This is a genomic window from Vibrio sp. 378 (genome assembly GCF_033339435.1).
In genome coordinates, this window is record NZ_JAWOUO010000007.1 from 304,386 (window position 1) to 322,144 (window position 17,759).

The window sequence follows — 17,759 nt, forward strand, 5'->3', positions numbered from 1 at the left end:
TTTGGTGGGTCCGGGCGAACTCGAATCGCCGACCCCTACCATGTCAAGGTAGTACTCTAACCAACTGAGCTACGGACCCAAATTTTTATGTTCCTAACCATTCAATTCAGAATGGTGCGTCCGAGTGGACTCGAACCACCGACCCCCGCCATGTCAAGGCGATACTCTAACCAGCTGAGCTACGGACGCATTTCTCTGGAACGACGAGGATATTAGCTATAAGCGAACGACGGTGCAAGCACAAATTTACCAACTTTGAACCGTTTGGCGAAAATGTAAACTCAACACGCGTTTTCAGATGATTTTATCGACAAGGACTGAGCCTGCAGGGTTTAAAAGTGTGATCTATATAACTTTTATTATCTCACTTAATTGTCGTAAGGCACTTCACTGAGCATCCAAATCTGTAAGGTTTGCGATACCTTAGGGCAAGTGCCGAACAAAATCTGATATTTAGGTTTAAATGGTTCGCCGATATAGGTTGTACGAATCAACTCTCCTGTTTTGACGTCCACTTGAGTGCTCACCCTGCCTTTGAAGTTTTGAAATATGACAAACTGCTCACTGTGGTAAACCATTTGCTCTCGGTAAAACAAGAAATGATCTTGGGGTGTCTCTGTCAATTCACACTCCAGTGGTTTCAAATTAGGTATCGCACTAACATTAGATGCGATGAACAATGCTGACAAAATCCATCCGTATCGCATATGGCTGCCCTATTCTGCACTCTTTTTCAAAGTATAGGTCTTGCCTTGAGGACAGATACAAAAAAGGCTTTGATCATCTCTAATCAAAGCCCCTTATTTCTGCAGGTTAATTGTCGTGTTTAGTCGTCCGCCTCAAACACAACGTTATAATTTTCGGTGTATGTACAATTCGGCTGACGGCTACAAGTAAAGAAACGTCTCCCTTTGAACTCACCTTGGCTTGCGGTTTTAATGATCATCGGACTGCCGCATTTTTTGCAAAAGCGCACTTCTTTATCGGGCTCAATCAAATCAATGTGTGCCGCAAGCAAACGACGTAATCGCCCAACTTGATAACTGTGCTTTATCGAGGCGCCAATTAAAGGCAGGTTGGCCGTCTTACAAACATGAATCAATAACTTTTGTCTTTCTATCTTACCCTTGTTTAGCTCCTGCCCATTATCCAATTCAACGATAACGCGCGGCTCTAGTGTCCTTGGGTCACAAATAACGTAATCAAAATAGCTTCGAGATATACGATTGTTCGCGACAAAAAACTGCTTCTTATTTTTGATTTCTTTTGGCGTAACCAAACTGGACATGTTTACTTTCGCGAATACTACGGCATGCTCCCCGACCGCCGCTCTTAACGCATTATAGAACGCACCCTCTTGACCTCTGAGCAGAGGGCCTTTCGAGCGATAAGGATAATCACGCGTGTCATCGTGCTTAATCACGTACTTTTGAATAACAAAGAAGAATAAAACCAGAAGAACAACAATGATAAAAATGTTGGTCATAAATAAAGTGCATCCAAAACAACTCGTTGCTCAAAGCGTAAATGGAAATGTTATGCAGAGCAACAAAACCTCGCAATTTTGAGGCGCCACGACGATAGCGAGAAACAGAAAATTTTGCTCACCAATAAAAACGAGCCAATCACACACTTGGATTGGCTCGTTTAAATTTTGTTAATACATTATGTATGCTAAGAATCAACTATTAGCGTCTGGCTGATTCTCTGGCATCGCATCAATAAAAGCTGGCAGTTGATTGCATGACTGCACAACAGCGTTAATGGTTGGATAAAGAGAGGTATCTACACCAAAGCGTTGTGCGTTATAAAATTGTGGTACCAGACAAATATCGACAATAGATGGCGAGCTTGTCAGGCTAAACTTGCAATCACCATTTAGTTTACGATGCTTCTGAAGTTTCTCTTCTAATGCTGTAAAACCTTTGTGGATCCAGTGATGAATCCAAGCGACTTTGCGCTCTGGTTCGCAAGCTAGCTCCCCCTCTAAATACTGTAGAACTCTTAAGTTATTCAGGGGATGAATCTCCATTGCAATATCCTGAGCCAAAGCTTGCGCTTGGTATCGAAGCGGCGTTTGCTCGGGGATCACAGTGACATCCGGGTAGTGTTCTTCTAAGTATTGAATGATCGCCAGTGACTGGGTTAACTGAACCTCCCCATCCACTAGCAAAGGAACCAGTTCAGAAGCGTTTAACTCATGGTACTCGTCACTGTGTTGTTCGCCACCATTGCGCACCAAGTGTACCGATTTTGAATCATACGATAACTCTTTAAGATTCAAGCAAATACGCACACGATATGCCGCCGATGATCGCCAGTATCCGTATAAAATCATGCTATCGCTCATATCGTCTCCCAACCAGCACTGTTAGTGCTTGAGATATTGGCTAACTTGTTGGTCAATCGAACCGAATATGTTGTTGCCATCCGCATCGAACATTTCCAATCTAATTGAATCTCCAAACGACATGAAGTTAGTCGACGGCTTACCATCACGAATGGTTTCAATCATGCGAACTTCCGCGATACATGAATAACCAACACCACCCTCCTCAATCGAAGTGCCATATTCGGCGCCTTGCTTATTAGAGACCGTGCCAGAACCTATAATTGCCCCAGCAGATAGCGGGCGCGTTTTAGTCGCATGAACAATTAAGTCTGCAAAATCAAACGTCATATCGATACCCGCATTTGGGCGACCAAACGGCTTGTGGTTGTATGTCGAGACCAGTGGTAAATGCACTTTGTTTTCGTACCACGCATCGCCTAGTTCGTCAGGTGTTACTGCCACAGGAGAAAACGCAGAAGAAGGTTTAGATTGGAAAAAACCAAACCCTTTAGCTAACTCTGCCGGAATTAGACCGCGCAGTGAGACATCATTCACCAGCATGATCAAACGAATCGACTCCTGAGCCTCTGCAACACTCGCGCCCATTGGTACGTCACCAGTTACCACAGCAACTTCACCTTCGAAATCAATACCCCATTCATCACTCGCAAACTCGATGTTGTCACAAGGTCCAATAAAGGCATCAGAGCCTCCTTGGTACATCAACGGGTCCGTCCAAAAACTCTCTGGCATTTCAGCGCCGCGAGCTTTTCGAACCAACTCAACGTGGTTTACGTAAGCACTGCCATCAGCCCACTGATAAGCGCGAGGAAGCGGCGACTCACAGTAGTGCGCTTCAAACTCTTCATACCCTGCAACCGTGCCATTGTTCAGTGCAACGTATAGCTCTTCCAGTTGCGGTGCTAGCGTATCCCAGTTATCAAGCGCCACCTGCATCGTCGGTGCTAAGTTCATAGGGTGGAAAATTTCTGTCGCAGGTACGCAGCGCGTTAAGTCTTTGCTCACGACCATCAACAAACCGTCACGAGTGCCATTTTTCTTGGTTGCTAATTTCATCCTTGCCTCTTACTTCTCTTGCCAGCTATAGACGTATTCTTTGTTTTCTACTTTTTCCAGCTCATCCGAAAACTGAAGTGCGTGACGCGTATCAATCATGACCGCAACTTCGTCGGCAAAAGTCTTCTTATGCTCTCGCCCTGCTTTGAATGCTTTCGGGTGAGGACCATGCGTAAATCCTGCTGGATGGAATGTCACCATGCCTGCTTCAATGTTGTCACGGCTGAAAAAATCACCTGCATGGTAGAACAAGACTTCGTCATAATCGTCATTGTTGTGGTAGAACGGTACTTTGAGCGCTCCAGGATCACTTTCAATTGGACGAGGAACGAAGGTACACACCACAAATCCTGCTCCTACAAATGTAGTATGTGCAGAAGGCGGTAAATGGTAACGATGTGACATAAGTGGACGAATATCACGCCAGTTCACTTTTACTACCGCCAAATCACCATGCCACCCAATCGCATCCAGCGGGTTGAATGGGTAAGTGATAACACTGACTTTATCGTGGCGTTTCACCTGAACCTGTGTTTGATTCTCAGAATATTGAGCACGGAACTGATCGTTGATCGACGGCGTTTCTAAAACCGCCGGATCAAACACCGCGTGGTTTCCAACCATGCCTTTTTCGGGCAATGTATAAGCCGCATCGGTGTTTTCAATCATCAGAATGAACATCGGCTCGCTTGGTTCTAAACGCCAGCTCGTTGAGCGCGGGATCATGACATAATCCCCTTCGCTCACTTTCAAATGACCATAATCACAGTAGAGATCTGCCGTACCTTGGTGGATGAATAGCAGTTCGTCGCCATCTGCATTTCTCACCAAGAAGTCCATTTTTTCATCCATACGCCAAACACGAACTTTACAATTCGCGTTGTGTAATAGATGCGGGACTGCCCAAGGGGTAATATGGCTGGCTTTTTCGACTAGATTAAAATCAAACGCTCGTGGACGTAGCTCGCCCTCCCACTCAGACCACCCCGTTGGGGCATGTTGATGATGAAAATGTGTTGCGGGGCCGAAGAAGCCACTTCGACCTGCCTCACGTTCATAAATTGCCTCTTCCGGGAAGTCAGCATGTGCTTGTTTAGAGCACACTCCCTCCCGGTGAGGGAATGTGATCCATTTATGCATCGCTCAATACTCCTCGGCGAATTTGGTCTTCTTCTATCGATTCAAACAACGCTTTGAAGTTACCCTCGCCAAAGCCTTCATTGCCTTTACGTTGGATGATTTCGAAGAACACAGGGCCGATAACGGTTTGAGTAAAGATCTGTAGCAAGATGCCATCTTTCGTTGGTGCACCATCAATAAGAATCTGCAAATCACGAAGCTTGCTTACATCTTCACCGTGGCCTTCAACACGCTGATCGACTTTCTCGTAATAAGTATCTGGCGTTGGCATAAAGTCCATGCCTCGCTCACGCAAGGTTTTGACCGTTTCGTAGATGTCGTCAGTGGTCAATGCGATGTGTTGAATACCTTCGCCATTGTATTCACGGATAAACTCTTCAATCTGTGATTTATCATCTGACGACTCATTGATAGGAATTCGGATTTTGCCGCAAGGTGCGGTCATCGCACGGCTGACAAGACCAGTCAGCTTACCTTCGATATCGAAATAACGAATTTCGCGGAAGTTACCAATGCGCTCATAGAAACCAGACCAGACATCCATGTTGCCTTGCTTAACGTTGTGCGTTAAGTGGTCGATTTCGTAAAGACCAACATTCGCTTTTGATAAACGTTCATCAGCATCATCATAAAAACGAAAATCGACATCATAAATACTCTGCTTTCCATAACGGTCGACAAAATAAAGCAAGCTTTCACCGATGCCATAAATAGCAGGAATGCTTAGCTCCATCGGCCCAATTTCCGTTTTATATTCTTTACCGCCTTTCTCTAACGCATGCGCCAGAGCAACTGTGGCGTCTTTCACACGAAATGCCATGCCACAAACCGACGGACCGTGAACTTTGGCGAATCCCTCAGCTTGGCTATGCGGCTGCGCATTCACAATAAAGCTAATGTCACCTTGTCGATATAACCACGCTTCTTTTGAGCGATGCTTTGCAATCTCCGCAAAACCTAACGATATAAACAGATCTTTAAGCTGTTGAATGCCTTTGTTGTCAGCAGCAGTATATTCAACAAACTCAAATCCGTCTGTTCCTAGTGGGTTATATGCATCAACCATGACTTTCTCCTTGTCTCAGTAGCTTTTGTTTGGACTTATTTTTCTAACTTGGCGCAGGTCTTGAGAAATTGGAATACGTGGGGAGAAATCTTTATCTTGGCGATTTTTACGCATAATTGTAAAATATATGTTACACACAGAGAACGCATCGAACCCACTTTCGTAAACATCAAACAAACTGCTTATTTTCAATATATTAGATTGATATTTTCGGCTTTACGCCACCACATAAAATGTAAACAAGTTGTTACTTTGGCATTTTATCTTGGCAACGTAGCTCAAAAAGCAAAAGGGGATGGAAAGTCTATTGCACCCTATCTCTATCCGATTTATTCATTTGATCCTGCAAAACATCAAAAGTAATGTTTCGTGACGCTTCATACAGTTCGAAAGGCTCATTGGTCAGAATCGTGTCATGGATACCCCTTTATTGATTCACCTCAGTTTTATTCAAAAGTAACTGTGCCATAAGTGGTGCTCTGTTCCCTATCGAGCCGAGCCACAAGGCTTCACGCTCGATCAGAAAAAGAGACATCTAATGACACACATCAATCAAGAACGCTTAGTTGAACACTTTTGCCAACTAGTACGTATCGACAGCGAATCAAAAAACGAAAAACAAATTGCAGAAACACTGGCAGAACAGCTAGGCGAGCTAGGCTTTACCGTACGCAAACTTCCAGTACCTGAGCACATTTCTAACGGTTTTAACGTGTACGCCCGTTTAGACGGCAAAAAAGACGGCTCTATTCTAATGAGCTGTCATATGGATACGGTCACTCCAGGTATTGGCATTGAGCCAATCATCGAAGACGGCGTTATCCGTTCAAAAGGCAATACGATTCTTGGTGGCGATGATAAATCTGGTATTGCTGCCATCATGGAAGCCGTTCGTTGTATTCAAGCGGAAAACCGTGAGCACAAAACGTTAGAACTTGCTTTCACCGTGTATGAAGAAGGCGGTTTATTCGGTTCACAATACTTCGATATGTCACACGTCACTTCAACGGAAGCAATCGTGTTAGATACGGGTGGCCCTATTGGCACCATTGTGACCGCAGCCCCAGGCCAGCAAAAGATCATGGCAAAAATCAAAGGTCGACCAGCACACGCAGGGCTTGCGCCAGAAGAAGGCATCAGTGCGATCATGGTGGCGGCTGATGCTATCAACCAAATGAAGCTACTTCGCATCGACGAAGAAACGACAGCCAACATCGGTATGGTTAACGGCGGTCAGGCCACAAACATTGTTATGCCTGAATTAAAAATCGTGGCAGAAGCACGCTCCCTGAATGGCGATAAACTAGATGCTCAGGTCAATCATATGATCTCAACATTAGAGTCTGTCTGTAAAAAACACGGTGCAGAAGTCGAAATTGAATCTAGCCGAGCCTACGACGCTTTTGTTATTGAAGAAAACCACCCACACGTAAACGCTATAAAAACAGCGTTTTCAGAGTTGGGAATTGACGCCTTCACAAAAGGCACTGGCGGCGGTAGCGATGCCAATAACTTTAACAAGAAAGGTCTCACAACGGTCAACCTTTCAACTGGCATGGCAAAAGTACACACGACAGAAGAGTTTATCGCGGTAAGTGATATGGTCAAAATCACTGAGTTCGTGAAACATTTCCTAGTCAGTTAACGTCGTGCCTTTTGAAGAGCAGACTGACTATCTTCCCCTTCTAGCCTGTGCTTGAAGGGGATTTTAATTTGTATCGAAGCAAAATTACTTCCCGTCATGCCAACTTGATATCAGATCTTCAAAGAAATTCCCCTAGCTCACTTTTTGAGACCAGACAGCTCAACACCTGACACCCTGTTACAGTAATGTTAAAACTCGATTGTGTAGACAATTTATACAATATACATTTTTGGCATCTTTCAGGATGAAAAGAGTGAGACAAGGATGAAATTACCTAAGTTGCTTTTATTAGCGTCGATGATGAGTCCAATACTGGCAACATCAAGCTATGCCGCGCCGTATCCCGTAGGTGTGACCCTCGATGAGACACAAGAAATTACGCTAAACAATGGGGCTGAAGTTACTTCTATTGACCCAGCCAAGCAAGCCGCAGAGCCCGCTTTCAATCTCGGTCGAGACCTGTTTGAAGGTCTGGTCATTCAAGATAAGCAAGGTAAAACCATTCCTGGTGTTGCTGAATCTTGGTCAGTCAATGACAACAATACAGTTTATACCTTCCACTTACGTGATGCAAAATGGTCAAATGGCGAAACGGTCACTGCACAAGATTTTGTCTACAGTTGGCAACGCTTACTGAATCCAAGCACTGCTTCACCGTACGCTTGGTTTGCGGCCATTCCAAATATCGAAAACTCGCAAGCCATTATGAAAGGCGACGCCGCACCCGAGTCTTTGGGCGTGAAGGCGCTGGATGAAAAAACGTTCCAGGTAACACTCGAAGAGCCTATTCCCTTCTTTACGAAACTATTAAGTCATCCAGTGCTTGCCCCCGTTCATAAAGCGACCATTGAAAAACATGGCAACCGTTGGACCCAGCCAGAACATATAGTTACAAATGGTGCGTTTACTGTCTCTGAATGGAAAGTTAACGAAAAACTGGTGATGGTTAAAAATACACATTATTGGGACGCAAGCAATGTAGTGCTGGAAAAAGTCACCTGGCTACCAATTGGTGATGCAAACGTAGTGCTAAACCGCTACCTAGCTGGTGAGATAGACCAAGCGGTTTCCATTCCTGCCGCTCAGAAGAAAAAGTTAATTCAACAACGCCCACAAGAAGTGGCAAGCACCAGTGCGTCTCTTGGCTCCACATTCTATTACCTCAACACTCAACAAGGGCCAACAAAAGACGTGCGGGTTCGTAAAGCCCTCTCATATGCCATTGACCGTCAACTGTTAACAAGTGCTATTTTGAGAAACGGTGGGGTTCCAATGTATACCCTTGTGCCACCTCAAACAGATGGTTTTAAATCTCACACTCCTGAGTTCGCAACTTGGAACCGCCATAAACGTATCGAAAAAGCGCAGCAATTACTGTCAGAAGCTGGATACGATAAAAGCAATCCGCTTAAGTTAACGTTTACCGTACCAACTTTCTCGATGGACGTAAAAATGGCAACCACCATGGCAGGCATGTGGAAAAGCCGATTGGGTGCGCAAGTCACGATAAAACAGCTAGAACCGAAAGTGTTCTACGCACTTAAAGAGCCGACCGACATTACTCGCGGCGGCTGGACGGCCGACTACAATGAAGCCTCTACATGGTTGGATATCTTCGTTTCTAGTGGCGAGTACAACGATTCTCGTTATAACAACCCGCAATACGACGAGTTAATGGCTCGCTCAAAGACCATGAGCAACCCATCAGAACTGTATCTACAAGCAGAAAGCATGCTGATTGAAGACATGGCCATTATTCCTATTTATCGTCCGGGTAACGATCAATACCTCATCAAGCCTTACGTGGGCGGCTACGAACTGACAAACCCTGAGTCGTCGTACTACCGCAAGAATGTCTATGTAAAAGCCCACTAAAAGCATGTTTTCGGTCTGAGTCGGCAAGTTCAATGTTTACTTGCCGTTCCTCATATCTCTCGGTGGAGAAGGCAACCTGAGCTCAGACCATTTTTTATTCATAACCGTTCGAAGTGATTTCGGATGACCAAAGGATGATGGATCATGATTTGGTACATTGTTAAGCGATTAGCTATCGCTATCCCCACGCTTCTATTCATCGCACTCGTATCATTTTGGCTGATGCACATTGCACCAGGGGGGCCATTTGATATGGAACGGCCTATGCCAGAGGTGGTACGTGCGAATATCGAAGCAAAATTCCATTTGGACCAGCCCTTCCTTACTCAGTTTTGGATTTACATTGGTAATTTCATACAAGGAGATCTCGGTCCGAGCTTCGTTTATCAAGACTTCAGTGTTACACAGCTCGTCGCACAATCATGGCCAGTTTCAGCAGTATTAGGCGTACTCTCCTTTTGTATCTCCGTTCCACTTGGCATGTTACTTGGCACCATTGCGGCATTGAACCGAAATAGCCGCCTAGATTACGGCCTGATGACACTTTCGATGACTGGAGTTGTGGTTCCGGCTTTCGTGCTTGCTCCAGTTTTAGTCATGATCTTCGCTATTCAGCTCGGCTGGTTCCCTGCTGGTGGTTGGGAAGGAGGAAAGCTGGCTTTTCTTGTTCTTCCCGTGCTCAGCCTGGCGATTGGCTCCATTGCGAGTATTGCACGCGTCATGCGTGGCGCAATGATTGAAACGCTCAACCAACCATACATTCGAACGGCAAAAGCCAAAGGTTTGTCCACAACCTACATTTTATTCCATCACGCTTTGCGACCATCCCTGATTCCCGTCGTTGCGATGCTCGGCCCTGCGTTTGTGTCTGTCGTGACAGGCTCGGTAATTATCGACATTTTCTTTGGTACAGGTGGCATGGGACAACACTTTGTGTCTGGGGCTCTCAACCGCGACTACAGCCTAGTAATGGGCATTACTCTGATTGTCGCTTCACTCACTATCTTCTTTAACCTTGTGGTCGACTTGCTATATACGATGATCGACCCTCGTATACGCGTTTAGGAGTCCGGCATGTTAACGATAAAAAAACTGGATACACAAGCTCTGCAAGATCAAGTCGTCGACAATATTGAAGCCGTCGAAGGTCGCAGTCTTTGGCAGGATGCATGGACTCGATTTCGTAAAAACAGAGCCGCGATGACATCAGTGTATGTTTTGGCGTTCATTACCTTATGCATCACCTTCGGCCCCTCTCTTGCCGCTTTTGGCCATGATGAAATTGACTGGGAAGTGCTCATCGATCCATACGAGCTAGGGAAACCTTCACTGAGCAGTGGCCATTACTTTGGTACCGATGATCTCGGGCAAGATGTCTTTGCTCGCACGATGCAAGGCGGCAGGCTCTCTATTTTGGTGGGTTTTGTCGGCGCCTTAGTCGCCGTTGTTATTGGTACGATTTGGGGAAGTATTTCCGGCTATCTTGGCGGCGTTGTCGATAGCGTAATGATGCGCATTATTGAGGTGCTCGATTCGGTGCCATTTATGTTTATGGTTATCCTGTTTGTTACCCTTTTTGGCAACAACATCTACCTGATTTTTATCGTGATCGGAATGGTATCTTGGCTGGGCATTGCCCGTGTTGTACGTGGTGTCACCTTCGGTCTAAAAAAGAGAGAGTTCATCGAAGCCGCACACTCTATTGGGGTTTCTAAATTGACAATTGTCCGACGCCATGTTCTGCCTAATGTGCTTGGGATCGTGATGGTTTATTCCTCATTAATGGTACCAGGATTCATTATGTTCGAATCGTTTTTGAGCTTCTTAGGGCTTGGTGTTCAACCACCAGACACGAGCTGGGGAATCCTAATTTCCGAAGGCGCAAAAACGATTGACGTTGCATTGTGGATGCTGCTTTTTCCCTCTCTGTTTTTAGTTGCCACCCTCTTTTGTTTTAACTTCATCGGCGATGGCTTGCGTGATGCTCTTGACCCGAAAGACCGATAAGGACAAACCCATGCTATCTATTGAAAACATGAACGTGCGCTTCGATACGCCAGATGGGCAAGTGCAAGCGGTCAGTAATCTCTCCTACTCGATTAAAGCGGGCGAAACTCTTGGGATTGTTGGGGAATCAGGTTCGGGAAAAAGCCAGTCTGTTTTCGCATTAATGGGGTTAACCGCGGATAACGGCGCCGTGTCTGGAAGCGCAATGTTCCACGGTGATGATTTACTCGCGATGTCTAAAAAGCAGCTCAACCGCATCCGTGCAGAGAAAATCGGAATGATCTTTCAAGATCCGATGACGTCACTCAACCCATTTATGAAAATTGGCAAACAGCTTTGTGAAGTTCTCATGATTCATAAAGGAATGACCCGAAAACAAGCAAAAATTGAATCGATTCACATGTTGGATGCGGTGCGTATTCCCTCTCCCGAAACTAGGATGAATCAATACCCTCACGAATTATCTGGCGGAATGCGTCAGCGAATCATGATAGCGATGGCCTTGTTGTGTAAGCCCGAGTTGTTAATTGCAGACGAACCAACCACCGCGTTAGATGTAACCGTTCAAGCTCAAATTTTGACGCTATTACGAGACTTACAACAAGAGTTCAATACGGCCATTTTACTGATCACTCACGATATGGGCGTCGTCGCCGAGATGTGTGATCGCGTATTGGTCATGTATGGTGGTCAAAAAATGGAGCAATCAGATACCGAGACATTGTTCGCTCAACCTGCTCACCCCTATACTCAAGGCCTGCTAAAGGCTATTCCTTCTATCACTGAAGATATGCCGCGTTTACCAACCATCCCAGGTAACCCACCAAGTGCGTTGATTAACCATAAAGGGTGTCCGTTTAGAGAGCGGTGCGAGCATCGAGAGACGCGTTGCCAATACGAAACCCCACGGTTTTCTCCATTAAACACGAGCCAGTCCATTGCCTGTCACGTTAACGCACCCAGTGTTATCACTCCTATTCAAATAAAAGCTTAAGGAGGCGTTATGAACAAAAAAGAAGTCCTCATGTCTGCTCGTGATTTAAACGTCCACTTTCCTGTTTCGCGTCACCTTATTCCAAGTCGACGTAAAATCGTGAAAGCGGTCAATGGTATCGACTTAGATGTTTATAGAGGTGAAACACTTGGCATTGTGGGGGAATCAGGCTGCGGAAAATCAACGCTTGCACGCGCCTTACTTCGCTTAATTGAACCTACACATGGCGAGTTGACTTGGAAAGGTCAAGACATGCTCGGGTTTAGTAAAAAAGACCTTTCCTCTCGACGTAGAGAATTTCAGATGGTGTTTCAGGACCCATCCGCTTGTTTGAATCCGAGATTAACCATCTCAGAATGCATCGCCGAACCACTGCTCACCCACGAGCCACAACTTAAACGGGCAGAGGTAGAAAAGCGTGTCATCGCTATGATGGATAAAGTGGGTCTCTTGGCGAGCCAGCGAAACCGCTATCCACATGAATTTTCCGGAGGTCAATGCCAGCGTGTGGGCATTGCCAGAGCATTAATTCTCAATCCAGATTTGGTCGTGTGTGATGAACCCGTTAGTGCGCTAGACGTCTCCATACAAGCTCAGGTCATCAATCTTCTAGATGATCTTAAACAAGAAATGGGGTTAACACTGGTGATGATTGCGCACGACTTAAGCGTGGTGCGCCACATCAGCGACCGCGTTATGGTGATGTATCTTGGTAAACCTATGGAAGTAGGACGTTACGATCAAGTATTTGATGATGCACAACACCCCTACACCAAAGCACTGTTATCTGCTGTCCCGATAGCTAATCCGCAATTAGCACGTGACCGTGAAATACAACTATTGCCCGGCGACCTTCCTTCTCCACTTAACCCACCTAGCGGTTGCGTTTTTCGTACTCGATGCCCAGAAGCAACAGAAGTATGCGGGCAACAGAACCCAATAAAAACAGGCTCGGAGCAGCATCATATCTATTGCTCAAATATGACTTTAGGAACCATTTAATGAACAATACTAACTCAGTAAACCAACGCCTTACGTTATTGCGTGAGGCAATGTCCTTTCACAACGTGTCTGCATATATCGTGACCAACAATGACCCACATAACAGTGAATACTCAGCGGATCATTGGTTAGCGCGAAGCTGGATTTCAGGTTTTACCGGCTCAGCAGGCGATGTCGTCATTACCCAACAAGGTGGTGGCCTGTGGACTGATGGTCGTTACTATATTCAAGCTGAAGAACAGTTACACGGCACAGGACTTGAACTGTTTAAAGCCAAACAACCAGAAACGCCGACAGTTGCCAAATGGCTGGCTACCACGCTACCAGAAAACAGTATTATCGCGGTTGACGGGCGCGCCATCAGTTACGCTTTTTATCAAGGCCTCAAACAAGCCTTTGAAGCGAAAAACATTAAGATCATTCTCGACCTAGATTTACTCACACCGATTTGGCTTGAAAGACCACCTCGCCCAAGTGCACCCGTATTCGAGCACCCCATCGCTTTTGCTGGCGTTGACACTGAAAATAAGTTAGCGAGAATCCGTTCTTGGTTAACCGAGAACCAAGTAGATAGCTTATTAGTGTCAACGCTAGATGATGTCATGTGGACAATGAATATTCGAGGTGGTGATACGAATTACTGCCCAGTTTCAGAAGCCTATCTAATCGTAGAGCAATCACTTGCGTCACTGTTTATTGATAAGGCCAAACTGCCTCAAGACGTTGAAAGAGCGCTGACCGAGCAGAGTGTACACATTCGCCATTACAACTACGTAAGTCAGTATTTAAATCAGCAATGTGAGGGATTATCGCTCGCTTTTAACCCGACCCACACAGACAGCTTATTGGTGAGTTCGATTGAACAGAATGTGAATCTAAAGCCAATGGCTTGCCCTGTAACGGCAATGAAGGCCATAAAAAATGCGACCGAGCTAACTAGCCTAGAACAGGCATTAACAGATGATGGTGTGCCAATCGTAAGGTTCATGAACTGGCTCGAAGAGCAAGTTCCAAGCGGACTCGTTACAGAATTGTCTGCTGAGGCACAACTGAATCACTATCGCCGTCAAACCCGACATTATGTGAGTGACAGTTTCCGCACTATCGCAGGCTTCGCAGCTCACGGGGCAAAAATGCATTATGCCGCCGATGAAGAAAGCAATGCGGCAGTCAATGAAAGCAACTTCTTTCTCGTCGATTCTGGTGGCCAATACCTTGGCGGGACAACAGACATCACCCGTACTTTCCACTTCGGGTCACCGACCATTAAGCAGCGCAAAGATTATACCTTGGTGCTCAAAGCGGTCATCCGACTGACTCAGACTCGATTCATGAAAGGCTCTACGGGTGCCAATCTTGATATCATGGCGCGTGGCGTCTTATGGCAACATGGTATTGATTACAAGTGCGGCACTGGACACGGCGTGGGCATTTGCTTGAATGTTCACGAAGGCCCACAAAATTTCTCGCAAAGCCACCACGAGGTTGAACTAAAACCGGGTATGGTCATTACTAATGAACCAGGCGTTTATCGCGAAGGTGAGTACGGGGTAAGAATAGAGAACATTCTTAAAGTTGTAGAAGTAGAACAAAATGAGTTCGGCACGTTTTACGGTTTTGAGACCATCACTCTTGCTCCAATTGCGACCAACGCCCTTGATTTATCAATGCTAGATCAAGCAGAGCTAGACTGGCTCAATCATTACCATTCACGAGTCTATCAAGCACTTAGCCCTTTTCTTGATACGCAAGATAAAAACTGGCTTCAACGCACAACCCAACTTATTGAGAAATAGGATATCAGCAAGCTTTATAACGTTTTCATTTTCATCTCAAACTCCTTGTTTGCCAGCCTTCGGGCTGGTTTTTTTTATAGAGATAACGGCGTGAAAAACAAAAACGCCCCGCAATGTTAGCGAGGCGATCAATTAAATTAAAATGATGCAGTTAAAATGCCCTATTGACGACACTTCTGAGCATCAAAATCAACGACGATGGCGGCATTCTCAAAGTCACCAGATACTTTAACATAGCCCCAGTAGTTACTCTGATTTGACAACGTAATACACTCTCCATTACCAATATTATCTGACCACCCGTGAAGATTAGTACCATCCGGCCAACCAGAGTTACTGTATTCAAGCTTTAGGTTGCCCGTACCGTTTCCCGTCGTTATCGCCAGATTTGAGCTCTCATTCACCGCTGGCACGCTCAGCCAAATGGTTTGTTGATTTGCCAAGCAAACGGGCTCTCCTGCTGTTAGGCGTCCACCGCTTACTTTACTTTGCACCGCGCAGTCTTGTGGCAATGTGTCATTACCGCCCAACGCTGAGATAACAACAGTATGAGTGGCGGTTGCCGTCAAGCCTTCACTGTCTGTCACACTTAGGCTGACCGAATACTCCCCTTCACTCCCATATTGGTGCGTCGGCTTGGTTTGTGTACTTGTCGAGCCATCACCGAAGTCCCATAAGACGCTGACGATCTTCCCGTTTGGGTCTGTACTGTTTTCACTGCTAAATGTAATGCTTTCACCGACTTTCCCCTTACTGTTTGCGGTTATGACTGCATTAGGTGCACCATTTGAGACAAGGGCTTGCTGCCACTGCTCAAACTCACTTTGATATAAATTCGCCCATTGGGTGATCGTTGCTTTGTAATTGCTCCAATTCCCCTGGCGTGTTTCCACCAGCATTTGGTTTACGTCATCTTTATGATTTTCAAACATAAAGCGTACAGCTAAGTACCCCCAACGATAAATTCGATCGACATCAAACCCATCATAAGTAGTCTCGAAAATCTCACTTAAGGTATATGTCGAGCCGTCTAGAATCGTCTCAAGTGCTGCTTGGTTGTCATTTTCTTGAGCGACATACTCTGCAATGCCTTCACTCCACCACACTATTTTTTCAGTTGGATGACTAAACCCTCCATAGAGATCAAATCGACCATCTAAGTAATGCACGTATTCGTGCTCTAAGTTCCAGACAAAGTGATCCGCGTTCGCATAAGAGGCTTCATAAGCAATAAAGTTGGGAATATTCCCCGGCTGGGAAGGATCGCCCTCCAAGTACATACCGCCATTGTCAGTACTAATATCGAAAATTGGCCCTGCGTACTTACCATAATCAGTGCTTGAATCGAAGATATTGACTTGGAGCTGAGTGTTGTGGTCATCTTTTACTGGCTGTTCACCAGTTTCTAATGACTGATGAAAGTAACCCTCTTCGTAACCCATTTTAGAACATGCGGCCGCGTGTTGCTCTTGCGTCATATTCTGGGACAATATTCGAATTGTTGGACTACAAGTATAAGTTTGCGATAGCACTAAGCCTTTTAGCTCAGTTTCGAAATTACAAATTCCGAACTCACTACAATCTGCGTAATATGAGGCGGTGTCCGCCGCCGCAAGCCAAACCGCGTCACCCCGACCATACATTTCATACTGTTCAAAGATTCGACTTAGCTGACTCTTCACCACAGAACTCGCGTTACCCGCATACTTGGTCAAACGCCCGAGCTCTCGCCCCGCATTCGCGGCCATAAACTCATCTTCAGTACCGATTGATGACGCCCTTAGAGCGAAATCGCCTAAAGCTTTGGCAAGGTCCATTTGATTGCCAATTATTTGCACAAATTGCTCGTTCCACTGCCCACCAAACAAAATAGTAAAAACACCGTTAACCGCATTGCGCATATACCAGTGCTGGGCGTATTGATCATTCCAACGAGTAAGCCACTGGGTCACTTGTGGTAAGTACGCGTGCTGCAAGCCCGCACTATCCATAGTGATGATGACTTCACTAAGCACTTTGCCGTGACGATCGCTGTTCTCGTAGAAGTTTGCGTTGTTAACAAACGCATCCACTGATTCTTTCACCGCTGGTGTGACCCATTCAATAAATGAGATGTTGTCATTGTAAAACTCGGCGTAATAACCCGCGCGCAAGTATAAGAACAACGTTTCTAGTTCATCGCTCCCGCCACCTGTATACCCCTTCGCCAATGTCGTAGTACGCTTCGCAATGTTGTACATATGATCGGAGCTAAATACCGACTCTTGAATCCGACTTTCAGCAGAGAATAGCTGGTTCACACACGTCGCGCCCTGACTTAAAATTTCGCCGATCAATTGGTTACTGCTTTCGGTAACCAATGCTTCCAAATCACAAGCAGTGCTCGACTCATCAAGGCTTTCAAGTGACTGTACTCGAGTTGCCTTGGAGGGCTGAATAGGGAGAGTTGCGGTTGGTTGGTATTCAACTCGATTGGATTCAACACCGTGTGTATGAGCCGAATGTGCATGTTGCTCTGTAACTTGAGAAACTGGCTCGCTTAACGCAAATACGCCAGTGCTGGTTAATGTTGTCGCAATCGCGACACTCAAAGTCTTCAGTTCCATCTAATTTCTTCTATATTGAGTTTTCCTTAGATGCATTACGTCTTTTGCATCGCCACTGCCCTTATTACTGCAAGAGCATCTCCATATAATCTACTCGCAAGACAAGAAGAAACATTTTGTTAACAACTAGATGTGGCGGTATCAGTTTTTGGTACTCGAGTTGCCGTTGCACGGGCTTGCCAGAAATCGATTTGCTTTAGTAATATTGATCAACTAGTT

At 45.6% G+C, this 17,759-nt stretch carries 14 protein-coding genes and 2 tRNA genes; 7 read left to right on the forward strand and 9 right to left on the reverse strand.

What is annotated here, in order from left to right:
* Positions 1-2: 2 nt before the first annotated feature.
* From R7Q48_RS15350 to hppD, 8 genes are all read right to left on the reverse strand, one after another.
* Positions 3-79, reverse strand: a tRNA-Val gene (locus R7Q48_RS15350).
* A 33-nt stretch (positions 80-112) separates the two neighbouring features.
* Positions 113-189, reverse strand: a tRNA-Val gene (locus R7Q48_RS15355).
* A 179-nt stretch (positions 190-368) separates the two neighbouring features.
* Positions 369-707, reverse strand: a complete 339-nt coding sequence (locus R7Q48_RS15360) for a hypothetical protein (protein WP_005377830.1) — start codon at positions 705-707, stop codon at positions 369-371.
* Positions 708-826: 119 nt separating this feature from the next.
* Positions 827-1,486 carry a DUF2726 domain-containing protein gene (locus R7Q48_RS15365; protein ID WP_005377831.1) on the reverse strand — a complete coding sequence of 220 codons (660 nt, stop codon included), beginning with the start codon at positions 1,484-1,486 and terminating at the stop codon, positions 827-829.
* A gap of 195 nt (positions 1,487-1,681) precedes the next feature.
* Entirely contained in the window at positions 1,682-2,350 is a 669-nt protein-coding gene (maiA, locus tag R7Q48_RS15370) for a maleylacetoacetate isomerase (RefSeq protein ID WP_206957294.1), read from the reverse strand.
* Between the two features lie 21 nt (positions 2,351-2,371).
* Positions 2,372-3,409, reverse strand: coding sequence for a fumarylacetoacetate hydrolase family protein (locus R7Q48_RS15375; RefSeq protein ID WP_114322409.1), 1,038 nt, complete (start codon positions 3,407-3,409; stop codon positions 2,372-2,374).
* Positions 3,410-3,418: 9 nt separating this feature from the next.
* Complete coding sequence (locus R7Q48_RS15380; protein ID WP_042521907.1) at positions 3,419-4,549, reverse strand: homogentisate 1,2-dioxygenase; 1,131 nt, start codon at positions 4,547-4,549, stop codon at positions 3,419-3,421.
* Positions 4,542-5,615: a 4-hydroxyphenylpyruvate dioxygenase gene (hppD, locus tag R7Q48_RS15385; RefSeq protein ID WP_005388950.1), complete on the reverse strand. Its 1,074-nt coding sequence runs from the start codon at positions 5,613-5,615 to the stop codon at positions 4,542-4,544. Before hppD ends, R7Q48_RS15380 begins: the two co-directional genes overlap by 8 nt.
* A gap of 538 nt (positions 5,616-6,153) precedes the next feature.
* Here hppD and R7Q48_RS15390 point away from each other — a divergent pair.
* The 7 genes from R7Q48_RS15390 to R7Q48_RS15420 all read left to right on the forward strand — a co-directional run bounded on the left by R7Q48_RS15390 (position 6,154) and on the right by R7Q48_RS15420 (position 14,934).
* Positions 6,154-7,260, forward strand: a complete 1,107-nt coding sequence (locus R7Q48_RS15390; RefSeq protein ID WP_136976262.1) for a M20/M25/M40 family metallo-hydrolase — start codon at positions 6,154-6,156, stop codon at positions 7,258-7,260.
* A 264-nt stretch (positions 7,261-7,524) separates the two neighbouring features.
* Positions 7,525-9,135 (forward strand): peptide ABC transporter substrate-binding protein, encoded by a 1,611-nt coding sequence (locus R7Q48_RS15395; protein WP_215810295.1) that lies wholly within the window; start codon positions 7,525-7,527, stop codon positions 9,133-9,135.
* 144 nt (positions 9,136-9,279) lie between these two features.
* Complete coding sequence (gene oppB / locus R7Q48_RS15400; RefSeq protein WP_318132367.1) at positions 9,280-10,200, forward strand: oligopeptide ABC transporter permease OppB; 921 nt, start codon at positions 9,280-9,282, stop codon at positions 10,198-10,200.
* Positions 10,201-10,209: 9 nt separating this feature from the next.
* The gene (locus tag R7Q48_RS15405) at positions 10,210-11,142 is read left to right on the forward strand and encodes an ABC transporter permease subunit (protein WP_005377839.1); all 933 of its coding nucleotides are present in this window, start codon (positions 10,210-10,212) and stop codon (positions 11,140-11,142) included.
* Between the two features lie 10 nt (positions 11,143-11,152).
* Positions 11,153-12,136, forward strand: coding sequence for an ABC transporter ATP-binding protein (locus R7Q48_RS15410; RefSeq protein ID WP_213880148.1), 984 nt, complete (start codon positions 11,153-11,155; stop codon positions 12,134-12,136).
* Between the two features lie 9 nt (positions 12,137-12,145).
* Positions 12,146-13,138, forward strand: coding sequence for an ABC transporter ATP-binding protein (locus R7Q48_RS15415; RefSeq protein ID WP_047100689.1), 993 nt, complete (start codon positions 12,146-12,148; stop codon positions 13,136-13,138).
* The gene (locus R7Q48_RS15420) at positions 13,138-14,934 is read left to right on the forward strand and encodes an aminopeptidase P family protein (RefSeq protein WP_256902876.1); all 1,797 of its coding nucleotides are present in this window, start codon (positions 13,138-13,140) and stop codon (positions 14,932-14,934) included. The genes R7Q48_RS15415 and R7Q48_RS15420 overlap by 1 nt, the downstream gene beginning before the upstream one ends.
* A gap of 161 nt (positions 14,935-15,095) precedes the next feature.
* Here the strand turns inward: R7Q48_RS15420 and R7Q48_RS15425 are convergent, their stop codons facing one another.
* Entirely contained in the window at positions 15,096-17,540 is a 2,445-nt protein-coding gene (locus R7Q48_RS15425; RefSeq protein ID WP_256902875.1) for a collagenase, read from the reverse strand.
* Positions 17,541-17,759 lie beyond the last annotated feature (219 nt).